Source organism: Burkholderia sp. KCJ3K979, from assembly GCF_016759955.1.
In the GTDB taxonomy this organism is placed as follows: Bacteria; Pseudomonadota; Gammaproteobacteria; order Burkholderiales; family Burkholderiaceae; genus Burkholderia; species Burkholderia orbicola.
This window is the reverse complement of record NZ_JACFYV010000011.1, coordinates 31,652-47,093: the sequence shown is the minus strand read 5'-3', so window position 1 is coordinate 47,093 and position 15,442 is coordinate 31,652. Positions and strand designations below refer to the sequence as shown.

Below are 15,442 nucleotides of genomic sequence, written 5' to 3'. Positions count from 1 at the left end.
TCGATAATCGGTGCCCGTTTTCTCCGCTGAACGGAGGGCTGGCACGGGCAGGGCTGCGCACCGGATCGCCACCGGTAGTCATACGAACAATCGCATCGATCCGCCGCCCGGCGACGATGCCCCCGATCCACGGACCATGGCCGAAACCGACTACGCAATGCCCAGCGAATCCGGCCTGACGAGCCGTGTCGCCGCTCATCTGCGCCGGTTCCTCCTGCCGCACCTGATCTTCTATACGGGGCTGCTGATCGCGCTGATCCTGCTGCTCCTGTGCGGGATCGTCCTGTACGAAGGCCGTATCGATGCGCGCGACCGCTCGCGCAGCATGCAGCAAAACCTCGCGCTGATGGCGTCGTGGGACATCGAGCGCAACATCGAGATCTATTCGCTGTCGCTGCAGGCGGTGGTCGAAGGCGCGAACGACCCCGAAGTCACCAGGCTGCCGATGCCGCTGCGCCGCCAGGTGCTGTTCGACCGCGCGACGACGGCCAAGTACCTCGGCGGCATCTACGTGCTCGACGCGAAGGGCGACATCGCGGTCGACGGCAAGAGCGACGTGCCGCGCAAGGCCAACTTCGGCAACGAGCCGTACTTCACCGTGCACCGCGACCGCCCCGACGTCGGCCTGTACGTCAGCGATCCGTATCATTCCCGCCTGCGCGGGGGCTCGCCGAGCATCGCGCTGAGCCGGCGGATCACGCGGCCCGACGGGTCGTTCGGCGGCGTCGCGGTGATGTCGATCCGGCTCGAATATTTCCAGAACCTGTTCTCGCGCCTGTCGCTCGGCGATCGCGGTTCGGTTGCGCTGATCAACACGGACGGCAAGATGGTCGCGCGCGAGCCGTACGACCCCAAGATCGTCGGCCGCGACATCAGCCGCGCGAGCACGTTCCGGCAGTTCATGACCGCCAGCGAAGGCAGCTTCGCCGATACCGCATCGATCGACGGCGTGCGGCGCCTGTACGTGTTCCGGCACCTCGACGGCCTGCCGCTCATCGTCATGGTCGCGCGCTCGGAAGCGGACACCTACGCTGCGTGGTACGACCGTGCGATCCCGATCGGCTCCGCGATGGTCTTGCTCGCGATCGGCTTCGTCGGCCTGTCGCTGCTGCTCGACGTGCAGCTGCGCAAGCGCCACCGCGCGGAAACCGAGCTGCAGGCGCTCGCGCGCACCGACGGCCTGACGGGCCTCGACAACCGCCGGATGCTCGACGTCACGCTCGCGCGCGAATGGCGCCGCGCCGCACGTTCGCAACATGCGCTGTCGCTGCTGTTCATCGACGTCGATTACTTCAAGCACTACAACGACACGCAGGGCCACCAGGCCGGCGACGACGCACTCGCCGCGGTCGGCCACTGCATCGCCGGCTGCCTGCGTCGGCCGGCCGACTATGCGGCGCGCTACGGCGGCGAGGAATTCGTCGTGGTGCTGCCGGATATCGACACGGACGGCGCGGTGACGATCGCCGAAACGATCCGCACGGGCATCCTCGATCTCGGCATCCGGCACGACGCCGGCACAGTCGGCCGGCTGACGGTGAGCATCGGCGTGACGACCAGCTATCCGGAGCGCGACGACAACATCCAGGCCGCGCTGAAGCTGGCCGACGAGGCGTTGTACCGGGCGAAGGAAGGCGGGCGCAACCGCATCGTCGTACAGGCGGCCACGTCGCCGGACGATCTCGAATCGCGGCAGGCCTGAGCGTACGGGCAACGGCTGGGCCGCCGCCGTCCGCGTGCAAAATCACCGACAATATCGGCTCGATACGCCACCGCGCCGCCGCGCGGCCGATGCGCGCGGCCAGCCCGCGCCTGACCGGCCGCACCCGTTCGCGGCCGCTTCGCACCACCATGAGACTCAAGGCAAAGATCTTCCTTCTGGCCATCGTGCCGTTCCTGCTCGCGATCGCCGGCATCGGCTTCGGCGTGCGCCAGCAGGCGACGTCGCTCGCGCGCACGCAGCACGCGACGATCCAGGCTGCGTACCTGTCGAGCAAGGAAGTCGAGCTGAAACACTACGTCGAGCTCGCGACGAGCGCGATCATGCCGCTCTACGACGCGAGCGGCCGCAATGCGCGCGACGATGCGCTGCTGCGCACGCAGGCGCTCGCGATGCTGCAGAAGATGGATTTCGGCCCCGACGGCTATTTCTTCGTGTACGACCTGCACGGCAATTCGCTGATGCATCCGCGCGAGCCGGAGCGCGTCGGCCACAACTTCTGGTCGATGCGCGACCCGCAGGGCGCGCTGACGATCCAGCAACTGATCGGCGCGGCGTCGCACGGCGGCGGCTACGTGCGCTACGCCTGGCAGCGGCCGTCGACGGGCCGCGTCGCGCCGAAGCTCGGCTATGTCGTCGCGCTCGAGCGCTGGGGCTGGATGGTCGGCACCGGCATCTATCTCGACGACGTCGACACCGCGCTGCAGCGCATCGACGCGCGCGCGTCCGCGAACATCGAACGCACGATGAGCTGGCTCACGGCGATCGCGCTCACCGGCGCGGCGGCGATCGCCGTGTGCGCGCTGGTGCTGAACGTCAGCGAGTCGCGCAGCGCCGATGCGAAGCTCAAGCTGCTCGCGCAGCGCGTCGTCGAATCGCAGGAGCAGGAGCGCGCGCGGCTGTCGCGCGAACTGCACGACGGGATCAGCCAGATGATGGTGTCCGCGAAGCTGATGCTCGAATCGGCGCTCGCACGCTTCGAGCGCGGCACGTCCCGCGTGCCCGAAGCCGAGCAGGCGCTCGCGTCGGGCGTCGGGCGGCTCGGCGACACGCTGCGCGAAGTCCGGCGCATCTCGCATGCGCTACGGCCATCGATGCTCGACGATCTCGGCCTCGCGGCCGCGCTCGAGCAACTCGTGCGTGAACTCGGCGCCGAAAGCGGCATCGACATCGGCTATACGCAGGTCGCGCACAGCGGCACGCAGCCATTGCCCGAAGCCGTCAACACCGCGCTGTTCCGGATCGCGCAGGAGGCGCTGAGCAACATCGTGCATCATGCGCGGGCGTCGCGCGCGGCCGTCACGCTCGACGTCGGCGCGCACGCCGTCACGCTGACGATCGCCGACAACGGCTGCGGCTTCGACGCCGAACGCTCGCAGGCCGACGCGCGCCGCGGCATCGGCCTGCGCAACATGCGCGAACGCCTCGACGCACTCGGCGGCACGCTGACGATCACGTCGCAGGTCGGCCACACGATCGTCGCCGCGAGCGTGCCGCTGCCCGGCGCGGCGTGACGACGCACCCCATCACAGGAGACTTTCACGCATGAGCGCCCCCGATACCGCCCGGCCCGCTGCCCGACTGCTGCTCGTCGACGATCACCCGCTCGTGCGCGACGGCTTGCGGATGCGGCTGGAAGCGGCCGACCTGTCGGTGGTCGGCGAGGCCGGCAACGCGGACGAGGCGCTCGCGCTCGCCGAGTCGCTCGAACCCGATCTCGCGCTGATGGACGTCGGCATGAACGGAATGAACGGCATCACGCTCGCGGGCGTATTCCACGAGCGGTTTCCGGGCATCCGCGTGCTGATGCTGTCGATGCACGACAACATCGAATACGTGACGCAGGCAGTGCGCGCCGGCGCGAGCGGCTACCTGCTGAAGGATTCGCCCGCGAGCGAGATCGTCCGCGCGATCGGCGCGGTGCTGGCCGGGCAGACGTTCTTCAGCGAAGGGCTGGCCGCGCGGATGATCCAGGCCAGCGCGACCGCGTCGCCGCTGGACCGCTTGACGCCGCGCGAGCGCGACATCCTCGACGCGCTGGCCGAAGGGCTGTCGAGCAAGCAGATCGCGCAACAGACGGGGCTGTCGGTGCGCACGGTCGAGACGCATCGGCTCAACCTGAAGCGCAAGCTGGAGATCGAAGGGCAGGCCGAGCTGATCAAGTTCGCGGTCGAGCATCGGCGGCGATAGAGCAAGCACGCCCGGATGGCGCGCCGGGACGCGCACATCACCCTCGAATTTCATACTTGTCCAATCGACCTCACCTTGGGGGCGATGGAATCCTCTCGCTTGCCGAAACGAGCACCGTGCTCGGATTTGCCTTCGCGGGCTGAAGAATAGGGCGGCGACGGGCGACACGGCAGAAGGTACTGTGCTCCTTGGCCACTTTGATCGCCCCTACGATGCTGTTTTTTCTCGCTTCGTATCCGATTCGCTCAGTCAGCATCGCGCAGGAGTCGCCCCCTCTCCACCGCTCGGCCGACCTACGAATAGAAAAGGCGCCCGAAGGCGCCTTCCATGCATCCGAACTACGCGCAACAGCCGTCAGTTCGTCCGCGAATTGTGTTTCTGCAGATACGCGATCAGGCCGTCGATCCCGCCCGTCGCGAGCTGGCTCTTGAATTGCCCCTGATAGACCTGGATCAGCCACGCGCCCGACATGTCGATGTCGTAGATCTTCCAGTCGTTGCCGACCTTGCCGAGACGATAGCCGACCGACTGGCTGTCGCCCGGCGTCGTCACCGTCGATTGCACGAGCGCGTCCGCGCCCGACGCGCCGCCCGGCTTGAACGAGAACTTCGCGTCCTGGTTGCCGAGCTGCGCGAGCGACGCGGCGTAGGTGCGCGTCATCAGCAAGCGGAACTGCTTGTACAGCTCCTGTTGCTGTTGCGGCGTGGCCTGCTTCCACGCGTCGCCGACCGCGATGCGGGTCGTGCGCTCGAAGTTGGTCACAGGCAGGAAGCGCTGCTCGACGACCTGCGTGATCTTCGCCATGTCGCCGCCGCGCGCGGCCGGATCGGCCTTCATCGCATTGACGGTACCCTCGACCGCCGTGCGGACGACATCGACCGGCGCGCTCTGCGCGAAAGCGGAAACCGACACGGCGGCCGCCGCGACGAAAGCAAACAGATGACGTTTCATACGAATTTCGCACTCGATGGGAAAAAACGGCCGGCTCTTTGCATCGGCCGGTGGAGCAAAGTATACCGGGCCTGACGCCCCGTTGCCGCCCGGTGACCGACTGTTACCTTTCAGCGCCGTTTGTCACAGGCCCTTGGCGGCGTGTCGACGCATCGCCGCGGCGATTATGTAAATATCCCCATACAAATGGACCGGCCGCGCGATCCGATTGCCACGCCGGTAGCAAATATCCTTCCCGCCCCGATTCTCCGCAACGTCACGACCGTCGCCGCGCCGCGCCGGTATACTTGGCTACTTTGCCCTAGCCAGCCGCTCCCCACCGCCACATGGTGACATCTCTCATCGTCCGACTCGTTGCGTGGTCGGTGCGCCGCCCCGTCTGGGTCGTCGTCCTGTCGCTCGTCATCGCCGCCTTCAGCGGCGTCTACGTCGCGCAGCATTTCAAGATCAACACCGACATCAGCAAGCTCGTCGATGCGGAGCCGCAATGGGCCGCACTGAGCAAGGCGGTCGACAACGCGTTCCCGCAACGCAACGGCACGATCCTCGCCGTCGTCGAGGCACCCGCGCCCGAATTCGCGACTGCCGCCGCGCATGCGCTCACCGAAGCGCTGCGCAAGGACGCCGATGCCGGCCGTATCGGCCCGGTCGCCGAACCGGGCGGCGGGCCGTTCTTCGAGCACAACGGGCTGCTGTTCCTGTCGCCGCAGGAGGTCTCCGATACGACCGCGCAGCTCGCGAGCGCCCGCCCGCTCGTCAACGAACTCGCGAAGAACCCGAGCCTCACCGGGCTCGCCACCACGCTGTCCACCACGCTCGGCCAGCCGCTGCTGACCGGCCAGGTGAAGCTGCCTGCGATGGCGAAGCTGCTCGCGCGCAGCGCCGCGACGGTCGACGACGTGCTGGCCGGCAAGCCGGCCGCGTTTTCGTGGCGCGCGCTGGTCGACAACGACGCGGCGCGGCAGCCCGCGCGCGCGTTCGTCACCGTGCAACCGGTGGTCAACTACGGCGCGCTGAAGGCCGGCGCGGCAACGAGCCAGGTGATCCGCGACGCGGCCCGTTCGCTCGACCTCGAAAAGCGCTACGGCGCGGCCGTGCGCCTGACCGGCGAGCAGCCGCTCGCCGACGACGAATTCGCGTCGGTGGAAGACGGCGCCGCGCTCAACGGCGTGCTCACGCTGCTCGCCGTGCTCGTGATCCTGTGGCTTGCGCTGCGCTCGAAGCGGATGATCGGCTCGGTGCTCGTCACGCTGTTCGTCGGCCTCGTCGTGACGGCCGCGCTCGGCCTCGCGATGGTCGGCTCGCTGAACATGATCTCGGTCGCGTTCATGGTGCTGTTCGTCGGCCTCGGCGTCGATTTCTCGATCCAGTACGGCGTGAAGTACCGCGAGGAGCGCTTCCGCGACGAGCGCATCGATCACGCGCTGATCGGCGCCGCGCATTCGATGGGCATGCCGCTCGCGCTGGCCACCGCGGCCGTCGCGGCGAGCTTCTTCTCGTTCATCCCGACCGCGTATCGCGGCGTGTCCGAGCTCGGCCTGATCGCGGGCGTCGGGATGTTCGTCGCGCTGCTGACCACGCTCACGCTGCTGCCCGCGCTGCTGCGCCTGTTCGCGCCGCCGGGCGAATCGAAGACGCCGGGCTTCCCGTGGCTCGCGCCGGTCGACGATTACCTCGATCGCCATCGCAAGCCGATCCTGATCGGCACGCTCGCGGTCGTGATCGGCGCGCTGCCGCTGCTCGCTTTCCTGCATTTCGACTTCAACCCGCTGCACCTGAAGGACCCGAACAGCGAATCGATGGCGACGCTGCTCGCGCTGAAGGATTCGCCGGAAGCCGCCGTCAACGACGTCACGCTGCTCGCGCCGTCGCTCGCGCAGGCCGAGGCGGCCGCGAAGCGGCTCGACGCGCTGCCCGAAGTCGGCCGCACGACCACGCTGTCGACCTTCATCCCGGCCGACCAGCCGGCCAAGCGTGCGGCGATCGCCACGGCCGCGAGCGAACTGCTGCCCGCGCTGACGCAGCCGGCCGCGCCGCCCGCGACCGACGCGCAACGCGTGGCCGCGCTCAAGCGCGTGTCCGACCTGCTGGGCTATGCAGCCGAAGATCACCCTGGCCCGGGCGCCGCCGCCGCGCAGCATCTGTCCGCGTCGCTCGCGAAGCTCGCCGCCGCCGACAGCGCGACGCGCGACCGGGCCGAGCGCGCGTTCTCCGATACGCTGCGCATCGCGCTCAACCAGCTCGCCGCGCTGCTGCAGCCGCAGGACATCACGCGCGAATCGCTGCCGCCGCAGATCGTGCGCGACTGGGTCGCGCCGGACGGCCACGCGCTCGTGCAGATCTCGCCGAAGGTGCCGAAGGGCGTCGATCCGAACGACGACACGATGCTGCGCCGTTTCGCCAAGGCCGTGAAGGCCGCGGAACCGGGTGCGACCGGCGGGCCGATCTCGATCCTGCATTCGGCCGACACGATCATCAACGCGTTCCTGCATGCGGCGCTGTGGTCGATCATCTCGATCACGGTCCTGCTGTGGGTCACGCTGCGCCGCTTCGGCGACGTGCTGCGCACGCTGGTGCCGCTGCTCGTGTCGGGCATCGTGACGCTCGAGATGTGCGTCGTGCTCGGCATGTCGCTGAACTTCGCGAACATCATTGCGCTGCCGCTGATGCTCGGCGTCGGCGTCGCGTTCAAGGTGTATTTCGTGATGGCGTGGCGCGCGGGGCAGACGGGGCTGCTGCATTCGAGCCTTACGCACGCCGTGCTGTTCAGCGCCGCGACGACAGCGACCGCCTTCGGCAGCCTGTGGCTGTCGCACCATCCGGGCACGTCGAGCATGGGCAAGCTGCTCGCGCTGGCCCTGACCTGTACGCTGATCGGCGCCGTGGTGTTCCAGCCCGTCCTGATGGGCAAACCGCGCGTCAAACGCGCCAAGAACCAATCGCAAGGAATCAATGAATAAGGTGCGAATCATTGCGGCGACCGTCGCCGCCAGCGCGATGCTGACCGGCTGCGCGACGGGACCGAACCGCAACCCCAACGACCCGCTCGAGCCGATGAACCGGGCGATGTACAAGTTCAACGACACGGTCGACACGAACATCGCCCAGCCGATCGCGAAGGGCTACCAGAAAGTCACGCCGACGCCGGTGCGCACCGCGATCAGCAACTTCTTCTCGAACCTCGGCGATCTCGGCAACATGGCCAACAACCTGCTGCAGTTGCGCATCACCGATGCGACGCAGGATCTGATGCGCGTGGCGATGAACTCGCTGTTCGGCGTCGCCGGCCTGATCGACATCGCGACGCCGGCCGGGCTGCCGAAGCATCACCAGGATTTCGGGCTGACGATGGCGCGCTGGGGCATGCCGTCCGGCCCGTACCTCGTTCTGCCGGTGTTCGGGCCGAGCACGATCCGCGACGGCGTCGGCCGCGCGGTGGACGTGCGCTTCAACCTGCTGAACTACATCGAGCCGGCCGCGCGCAATCCGATGTACATCGCGCAGTTCATCAGCGCACGCTCGGACCTGCTCGGCGCGACCGACCTGCTGAAGCAGGCCGCGCTCGATCCGTATTCGTTCGTGCGCGACGCGTACCTGCAGCAGCGCAAGTCGCTCACGTATCACGGCCAGTCGGCATCGGCCGCCGCGCCGAACTACGCGGAGCCGGGTGAAGCCGGCGCGGTGCCGGCGGCCACGCCGACCACGCCGGGCGGCTTGCCGAACTATGAGGATCCGGGCGAGTCGGGCGGCGCATCGGGCGCGGCGCCGAACAACGCGCCGGCCGCGCCGGGGTTGCCGCAATACGACGATCCGGGTGCGGATAGTGCGATGCCGGCGAGTGCGCCTGCTGCTGCGCCGGTCGCTGCGTCGGCTGCTGCACCTGCAGCTGCGTCGGCCGGTGCGACGACGGCGCCGGCTGCCAATGGCGCGCCGATCGCGCCGGCGATGCCGACGCTGCCCGCGAGCCGTCCCGCCGCGCAGTAACGCCGCCACGGCGGCCGCGCAAAAGCAAAGAGCGCTGCATCATGCAGCGCTCTTTTTTTGTCCGCGCGAAATGGCAGACCGAAAGGCGGGGAGAAGGCAGCGGCGAATGCCGCTCAAACGATCCGCATCGCGCCCGCCCGTCCGAACGCATGCCGTGCCTGAATCAGCGTCGTGCGCGCTGCGCGCGCATCGCTGGCAACTTGCAGCAGCGGCCCGAGCTGCGACGGCTGCTTCAGCAGTTCGCGCAGGATCGGCAGGATCGCCGTGCTGCCGTCGTCGCGCAGGCCGGCCGTCGCTGCGCTCGGCAGCGTGCGCCACGCCGGATCGACGATCGCGCGGCACACCGCGAACGGCACGCCGCGTGCGGCCGCGAAGGCCGCCGCGATATGCGACTCCATGTCGACGGCCAGCGCGCCCTTCGCGTGATGCAGCGCCGCCTTGTCCTGTTCGCTGACGACCGGCGCGCCGACGGCCGCGATCGTGCCGCGCGTGACGCGCGCCCACACCGGCGTGTCGTGCAGCGCGGCGACGAGCCGCGTGCTCCAGCCCGCATCGGTCTCCACGCGACCGAACGGCCCGTCGATCGCGTTCGCGATCACGAGCGCGCCGGGCACGAGATCCGGTGCGAGCCCGCCCGCCGTGCCGAAGCTGACGATGCCCGCGCAACCGCGCGAAGTCGCCTCGGTCAGCGCCCGCTCGAGCCGGTCGGCCCGCGCGGCGAACACGGCCTCGACGCCGTCGCCGCGCGCGATGCGCGCCTCGAACGCCATACCGGTCACCGCGATGATGGGCAATACGCCGTCGTGCTGCGTCGTCGCCACGCGTTACATCCCGACCGTCACGCGCGTCGCATTCGCGCGCTTCAGGTTGCGGTAGCGCGCCAGCGCCCACAGCGGGAAGAACTTGCGATAGCCGTGGTAGCGCAGGTAGAACACGCGCGGGAAGCCCGTTGCCGTGAAGCGCGTCTCGTCCCACAGCCCTTCTTCGTTCTGCTGGGCGACCAGGTAGTCGACGCCGCGCGCCACGGCCGGGTTGTTCACTTCGCCGGCCGCCATCAGGCCGAGCAGCGCCCAGGCCGTCTGCGACGCCGTGCTCGGCGCCTGCTCGTAACCGCGGTAGTTCAGCTTGTAGCTGTCGCCGTCCTCGCCCCAGCCGCCGTCCTTGTTCTGGATCGACAGCAGCCACTGCGCGGCGCGCTTCATGCGCGGGTCGTCCGGCGTCAGGCCGGCCGCATTCAGCGAGCACAGCGCCGTCCACGTGCCGTACACGTAGTTCATCCCCCAGCGGCCGTACCAGCTGCCGTCCGGCTCCTGTTCCTTCAGCATGTAGTCGAGCGCGCGGCGCGCCGGCTCGCTGTTCAACGGTGTCTCGCCGAGCTGCGACAGCATCGACAGGCAGCGGCCCGACACGTCGGCCGTCGGCGGATCGAGTAGCGCGCCGTGATCGGAGAACGGGATGTTGTTCAGGTAGTACTGCGTGTTTTCCGGTTCGAACGCGCCCCAGCCGCCGTCGCTGCTCTGCATGCCGACGACCCATTCGCGCGCCCGCGCCATCGATTCGCGATACGTGTCCGACTGCTTGAGCTTTTGCGCGCGATCCATCGCCATCACGACCACGGCCGTATCGTCGACGTCAGGGTAGTGCGCGTTCGCGTACTGGAACGCCCAGCCGCCGGGCCGCACGTTCGGGCGGCGCGAGATCCAGTCGCCGCGCACGTCGAGAATCTGCAGCGGGCGCAGCCATTCGAGGCCGCGCAGCACGGCTTCCTCGGCACGCGCATCGCCGGTCTCGAGCAGCGCATGCGCAACGAGCGACGTATCCCATACGGGCGACAGGCACGGCTGGCAATACGCCTCGTCGTCGTGCACGACGAGCAGCTTCTCGAGCGCCTTGCGCGCGATCGCGCGGTTCGGATGATCTTCCGCATAGCCGAGCACGTCGTACATCATCACCGCGTTGGCCATCGCCGGATAGATCGCGCCGAGGCCGTCCTCGCCGTTCAGGCGCTCGTCGACGAACGACACGGCCTGACGGATCGCCCGTTCGCGCGTATAGCTCGGGAACAGGCCGTCGACCGCGCGCAGCGCATGATCGACCACGCGGAAGAACGCGAACCAGCCGGCGCTCTGATGGCCCTGGCGCGGCAGCAGCCCGGCATTGACGGGCGGATCGATGAACAGCTCGTCGATGCGCACGCCGCGCGGGTTCTTCGCGAGCGGACGCTTCGCGTTCAGCACGAGCAGCGGCACGATCACGGTGCGCGCCCAGTACGACACCTTCGACAGGTGGAACGGGAACCACTGCGGCAGCAGCATGATCTCGACCGGCATCATCGGCACCGCACGCCACGGAATCGCACCGTACAGCGCGAGCTGGATGCGCGTGAACACGTTCGACATCTCGGCGCCGCCCATCGCATGGATGGCACGGCGCGCGCGCTGCATGTGCTCGGCGTTCTCGTCGTCGCCGATCACCTTCAGCGCGAAATACGCCTTCACGCTCGCGCTGATGTTCGGCGCGCCGTCGGTGAACAGCGGCCAGCCGCCGTCGGCCTGCTGGATGCGGCGCAGATACTTGCCGATCTTCTGTTCGAGCTCGAGGTTCGGCGTCTCGCCAAGATAGTGGACGAGCAGCACGTATTCGGCGGGAATCGTCGAATCCGCCTCGAGTTCGTAGACCCAGTGGCCATCCGCTTGCTGCGCGGCGAGCAGCGCGTCGGTCGCACGCGCGACAGCCGCGTCGACGCCGGCCGGCACGGCGCCGGCCGACAAGGTAGCCATTTCGGTGAGATCGTTCATCGGTCCCTCTCTTTATTGCGTCTGGAGCACGTCCGCGGCCAGCTGGCCGGAACGGATCGCGCCCTCGATCGTGGCGGGCAAGCCGGTGGCAATCCAGTCGCCCGCGAGTACAAGATTGGTCCAGCGCGTACGCACGGCCGGACGTTTCATTTCCTGCGACGGCACCGCCGCAAAGCCCGCGCGCGGCTCGACGACGAGCTGCCACGCGGGAATGGTTTCCGGGTTCGCGCCGCTCACGCGCGCGACGTCTTCCCAGATGCGCCGCGCGAGCGTGTCGCGCGGCATGTCGAGCCAGCGGCCCGCATCGCGGATCGTCGCCGCGAGCAGCCCGTCGCCGGTCCGCACCGCATCGACGACGCCGTTGACGACGGTCGTCTGCAGCGGATTGCCGGTCGACGCGTCGACCGCGAAATACGCGGTCACGACCGCGCTGAACGTGTCGGGCGCCGCGAGTTCGGGCACGAGCGGCTGCGCGACCTCGGGCGGCACGGCCAGCACGACCGCGTCGCCCGGCGCGAGATCGATGCGCTCGCCGCCGATCGACACCGCATCGACCGCATTACCGTGCGCGCCGAATTCGAACGCGTCGAGCCGCGAATTCAGGCGGATCTGCGCGCCGCCGTACTGCAGCATCCGCAGCGCCGGTTCGACGAACGCGCTGCCGAGCCCGCGACGCGCGACGAGCGGGCGGCAGCCGGGGCCGCCCGCGGCAAACGCGCCGCACAGCGCGGCGCGCGCGAGCTCGGCGCTCGCGTGGCGCGGCTCGATATTCAGCACCCCGAGGAAAAACGGCCGCAGCCAGCGATCCCACAGCACGCCGTCGCATCGCATCGTCTGCGCGAGCGAGCGTCCCGTGCGGGCGAACGCGAGCGGGGCGAGCGCGAGGTAGTCGAGCGGCGTCGTGCCCGGCGCGCGCGACGCGGCATCGAACAGCCACGACGGCCAGCGACCGTTGCCGAAGCGCAGCGTCCAGCGCTGCTGCGACGCGACGTCCACGACCGGGAATTCAGCCAGCGCGGGCCCCGCGAGTTGATCGACCGCGCCGATCGCGCGCAGGTAGCGCTGCGTCGCGGGCTGCCCCGCGAAAACCGTATGCAGCCCGCTGTCGAGCGTCGTGTTCAGCGTCCCGTCGAACCACGAGCGGCAGCGGCCGCCCGCGTGTGCATGCGCGTCGTGCAACACGATGCGGCGCCCGCGACGTTGCAATTCGACCGCGGCCGACAGGCCCGCGAGTCCTGCGCCGATCACGTGGACGGTTCTGGGCATCGCCTCGGTCGACTCAGAACAGCGCGTAACGCGCGGCAATCATCAGCATGCGCGCCTTCGGCTTGCGCAGCGGCGCGCGCGGCGCGGCAAAGCCGCGTGCGATCGCGGCCTCGAGAATGCAGCGATACGCGCCCGACATGATGCGCGGCGCCTTCACCTGCGCACGCGGACAGGTGTCCATCACCGCGTCGGCCTGGCGGAAGTGCTCGAGCGCACGCTCGACGAGCGTCGCGCACACGCGCGGCAGCGCCGGATCGCGCACGATCGTCGCCGGATCGGTGATCGCGATGCCCTCGCGCGCGAGCAGCTCGCGCGGCAGGTAGCACCGGTTGATCGCCGCGTCGTCGTCGATGTCGCGCAGGATGTTCGTCAGTTGCAGCGCGCGGCCCAGGTGGTGCGACAGCGTGATCCCTTCGGCTTCCGGCATCCCGAAGATCCTCACCGACAGCCGGCCGGCCGCGCTCGCCACGCGATCGCAGAAGAGGTCGAGCGTCGGCTCGTCGGGCGCGCAGATATCTTCGGCCGCATCCATCGCCATCCCGTCGATCATCGCGTGGAAATCGTCGCGCTGCAGGTTGAACGCGCGAATCTCGCGATCGAGCGCGACCAGGTGGCGCGGCGGGCGACCGGCGAAGCAGGCGTCGATGTCCGCGCGCCAGCGATTCAAGCCCGCGTTGCGCTCGGCGCGCGGCAGGTCGCTGTCGGCGATGTCGTCGACCGCGCGGCAAAACGCGTAGACCTGGAACATCGCATCGCGCTGCACGGCCGGCAGGATGCGCATCGCCAGATAGAAAGAACTGCCCGATGTGACGGCAGCGGCGTCGGTTTCTTGTTCGTCCACGACGGAATGGGAAACGGCCAAGACGAGCTCCACGGAGACACCCACGCGGGGCGATTGAAGAAGCCATGCCCGGCTGGGATGGTCAGGGCGTCGAATGCGTGCGGGATAGGCGAACGATCGACGCAGACAGGCACAAATTACCGGCCGGAAGCCGGAATTGGCCGAAAGTATAGCAATCTTTGAAGTTCGATGGCGGACACGCGCCATGTGTGGCGGGGTGTTGAGCGCCCTGGAGAGGGCGGCGCGGCCGGCCTCGGCGAATGGGCGTCGCGCGGCGCGTCAGCCGTAGACGATGTCGCGCTGCAGATCGAGTGCGATGAGCCCCATTTCGCGTGTGAGCTGCAGCATCGAGCGGCGCTCGAGGCGCGAGCCCATGAAGCTCGTCACGCGGCCGTCGGGTTCGGCGGTGAACTGGAAAACCGCGCCGCCCGTACCGAACCACGCGCCCGGCACGTCGGGCGATTCCTGCCAGTCGATCTGCTCGAACACGCGCGCGATGCCCGCGCGCACCAGGTCGCCAGGGCCGATCGGCGGCGCGATGTCGCCCAGGTCGTCGAGCGAATAGGGGCCGGGTTTGTTCGGCTTCCGGTAGAAGAGATAGTCGACGTTCATGGGGCGCAATCGCGAGTAAAGCAACAAATTAGCGTGCTTCGGCACAAATTCAAATCAGATATGGACGAAATGTGGCCTGCGCGACACAAAAGGGGCGGATCGTTGCCACCCGGGAGACGCGCCGCGCGAGCGCGTTTCGATGGCGGCGGGTTCGTCTAAGATGACACCTTTCTCGAAAAAATACGGACACCATGGAGACGAACGACACCGCCAACCCGCAGTCCGATCATCCCGTTTTCGTGCTCGTGCACGGCGCGTGGCATGGCGCGTGGTGCTACGCCCACCTGGCGGCCGCGCTGGCCGCGCGCGGCTACCTGTCGATCGCGCGCGACCTGCCCGCGCACGGCATCCATGCGCGCTTTCCCGCGTCGTACCTCGCCCGGCCGCTCGACAAGGACGCGTTCGGCGCCGAGCCGTCGCCGGTCGCGAACACGACGCTCGACGATTACGCGACGCAGGTGATGCAGGCCGTCGACGACGCATACGCGCTCGGCCGCGGCAAGGTCGTGCTGGTCGGGCACAGCATGGGCGGCCTCGCGATCACGGCGGCCGCCGAACGTGCGCCGGAAAAGATCGCGAAGATCGTCTATCTCGCGGCCTTCATGCCCGCGTCGGGCGTGCCGGGTCTCGACTACGTGCGCGCGCCGGAAAACAAGGGCGAGCTGCTCGGCCCGCTGATGCTCGCGAGCCCGCGCGTGGCCGGTGCGCTGCGCGTCGATCCGCACAGCGGCGATGCCGCGTATCGCGAACTGATGAAGCGCGCGCTGTACGAAGACGTGCCGCAGGCCGACTTCGATGCGGTCGCGAACCTGATGAGCTGCGACGTGCCGGCCGCGCCGTTCGCGACCGCGATCCCGACGACCGCCGCCCGCTGGGGTGCGATCGACCGTCACTACGTCAAGTGCCTGCAGGATCGCGTGATCCTGCCCGCGCTGCAGCAGCGCTTCATCGACGAAGCCGACGCATTCGCGCCCGGCAACCCGACCCACGTACACCAGCTCGACAGCAGCCATTCGCCGTTCGTGTCGCAGCCGGCCGTGCTGGCCGGCGTGCTCGCCGACATCGCGAAAAGCTGAGGGG

The 15,442-nt window shown here is 68.8% G+C and carries 12 protein-coding genes; 6 read left to right on the top strand and 6 right to left on the bottom strand.

The genetic code is table 11. From position 1 onward, the window contains the following. The first annotated feature begins 136 nt into the window (after positions 1-136). The 3 genes from H3O04_RS04720 (at position 137) to H3O04_RS04710 (ending at position 3,910) form a co-directional block, all read left to right on the top strand. Positions 137-1,702, top strand: a complete 1,566-nt coding sequence (locus H3O04_RS04720; protein WP_043887504.1) for a sensor domain-containing diguanylate cyclase — start codon at positions 137-139, stop codon at positions 1,700-1,702. A 149-nt stretch (positions 1,703-1,851) separates the two neighbouring features. Further along, positions 1,852-3,234: a cache domain-containing protein gene (locus H3O04_RS04715; protein WP_202587220.1), complete on the top strand. Its 1,383-nt coding sequence runs from the start codon at positions 1,852-1,854 to the stop codon at positions 3,232-3,234. Positions 3,235-3,265: 31 nt separating this feature from the next. Then, positions 3,266-3,910 (top strand): response regulator, encoded by a 645-nt coding sequence (locus H3O04_RS04710; RefSeq protein ID WP_011548771.1) that lies wholly within the window; start codon positions 3,266-3,268, stop codon positions 3,908-3,910. Between the two features lie 354 nt (positions 3,911-4,264). Here H3O04_RS04710 and H3O04_RS04705 read toward each other — a convergent pair whose 3' ends face one another. Continuing rightward, a complete protein-coding gene (locus H3O04_RS04705; protein ID WP_006480212.1) occupies positions 4,265-4,861 on the bottom strand; it encodes an MlaC/ttg2D family ABC transporter substrate-binding protein in 597 nt (198 codons plus the stop codon). A 326-nt stretch (positions 4,862-5,187) separates the two neighbouring features. Here H3O04_RS04705 and H3O04_RS04700 point away from each other — a divergent pair, with 326 nt between their 5' ends. After that, positions 5,188-7,821 carry an MMPL family transporter gene (locus H3O04_RS04700; protein WP_023476159.1) on the top strand — a complete coding sequence of 878 codons (2,634 nt, stop codon included), beginning with the start codon at positions 5,188-5,190 and terminating at the stop codon, positions 7,819-7,821. Continuing rightward, entirely contained in the window at positions 7,814-8,845 is a 1,032-nt protein-coding gene (locus H3O04_RS04695; protein WP_043887500.1) for an MlaA family lipoprotein, read from the top strand. Before H3O04_RS04700 ends, H3O04_RS04695 begins: the two co-directional genes overlap by 8 nt. Before the next feature lie 113 nt (positions 8,846-8,958). Here the strand turns inward: H3O04_RS04695 and H3O04_RS04690 are convergent, their stop codons facing one another. The 5 genes from H3O04_RS04690 to H3O04_RS04670 form a co-directional block, all read right to left on the bottom strand. Next, positions 8,959-9,666: a phosphorylase gene (locus tag H3O04_RS04690; protein ID WP_202587219.1), complete on the bottom strand. Its 708-nt coding sequence runs from the start codon at positions 9,664-9,666 to the stop codon at positions 8,959-8,961. 3 nt (positions 9,667-9,669) lie between these two features. Next, the gene (gene shc, locus H3O04_RS04685) at positions 9,670-11,643 is read right to left on the bottom strand and encodes a squalene--hopene cyclase (RefSeq protein WP_011548765.1); all 1,974 of its coding nucleotides are present in this window, start codon (positions 11,641-11,643) and stop codon (positions 9,670-9,672) included. Between the two features lie 12 nt (positions 11,644-11,655). After that, a complete protein-coding gene (hpnE, locus tag H3O04_RS04680; RefSeq protein ID WP_124476342.1) occupies positions 11,656-12,909 on the bottom strand; it encodes a hydroxysqualene dehydroxylase HpnE in 1,254 nt (417 codons plus the stop codon). A gap of 13 nt (positions 12,910-12,922) precedes the next feature. Further along, on the bottom strand, positions 12,923-13,771 hold the full coding sequence (hpnD, locus tag H3O04_RS04675) for a presqualene diphosphate synthase HpnD (RefSeq protein WP_012339078.1): 849 nt from the start codon (positions 13,769-13,771) through the stop codon (positions 12,923-12,925). A 258-nt stretch (positions 13,772-14,029) separates the two neighbouring features. Further along, a complete protein-coding gene (locus H3O04_RS04670) occupies positions 14,030-14,362 on the bottom strand; it encodes a hypothetical protein (protein WP_006480205.1) in 333 nt (110 codons plus the stop codon). A 191-nt stretch (positions 14,363-14,553) separates the two neighbouring features. Between H3O04_RS04670 and H3O04_RS04665 the strand changes: the two genes are divergently transcribed. Further along, on the top strand, positions 14,554-15,438 hold the full coding sequence (locus H3O04_RS04665) for an alpha/beta fold hydrolase (protein WP_074804902.1): 885 nt from the start codon (positions 14,554-14,556) through the stop codon (positions 15,436-15,438). Positions 15,439-15,442 lie beyond the last annotated feature (4 nt).

Coding starts and splice junctions, on each gene's coding strand:
- H3O04_RS04720 (WP_043887504.1), top strand. CDS start 137: ATGGCCGAAACCGACTACGCAATGCCCAGCGAATCCGGCCTGACGAGC.
- H3O04_RS04715 (WP_202587220.1), top strand. CDS start 1,852: ATGAGACTCAAGGCAAAGATCTTCCTTCTGGCCATCGTGCCGTTCCTG.
- H3O04_RS04710 (WP_011548771.1), top strand. CDS start 3,266: ATGAGCGCCCCCGATACCGCCCGGCCCGCTGCCCGACTGCTGCTCGTC.
- H3O04_RS04705 (WP_006480212.1), bottom strand. CDS start 4,861: ATGAAACGTCATCTGTTTGCTTTCGTCGCGGCGGCCGCCGTGTCGGTT.
- H3O04_RS04700 (WP_023476159.1), top strand. CDS start 5,188: ATGGTGACATCTCTCATCGTCCGACTCGTTGCGTGGTCGGTGCGCCGC.
- H3O04_RS04695 (WP_043887500.1), top strand. CDS start 7,814: ATGAATAAGGTGCGAATCATTGCGGCGACCGTCGCCGCCAGCGCGATG.
- shc (WP_011548765.1), bottom strand. CDS start 11,643: ATGAACGATCTCACCGAAATGGCTACCTTGTCGGCCGGCGCCGTGCCG.
- hpnE (WP_124476342.1), bottom strand. CDS start 12,909: ATGCCCAGAACCGTCCACGTGATCGGCGCAGGACTCGCGGGCCTGTCG.
- H3O04_RS04670 (WP_006480205.1), bottom strand. CDS start 14,362: ATGAACGTCGACTATCTCTTCTACCGGAAGCCGAACAAACCCGGCCCC.
- H3O04_RS04665 (WP_074804902.1), top strand. CDS start 14,554: ATGGAGACGAACGACACCGCCAACCCGCAGTCCGATCATCCCGTTTTC.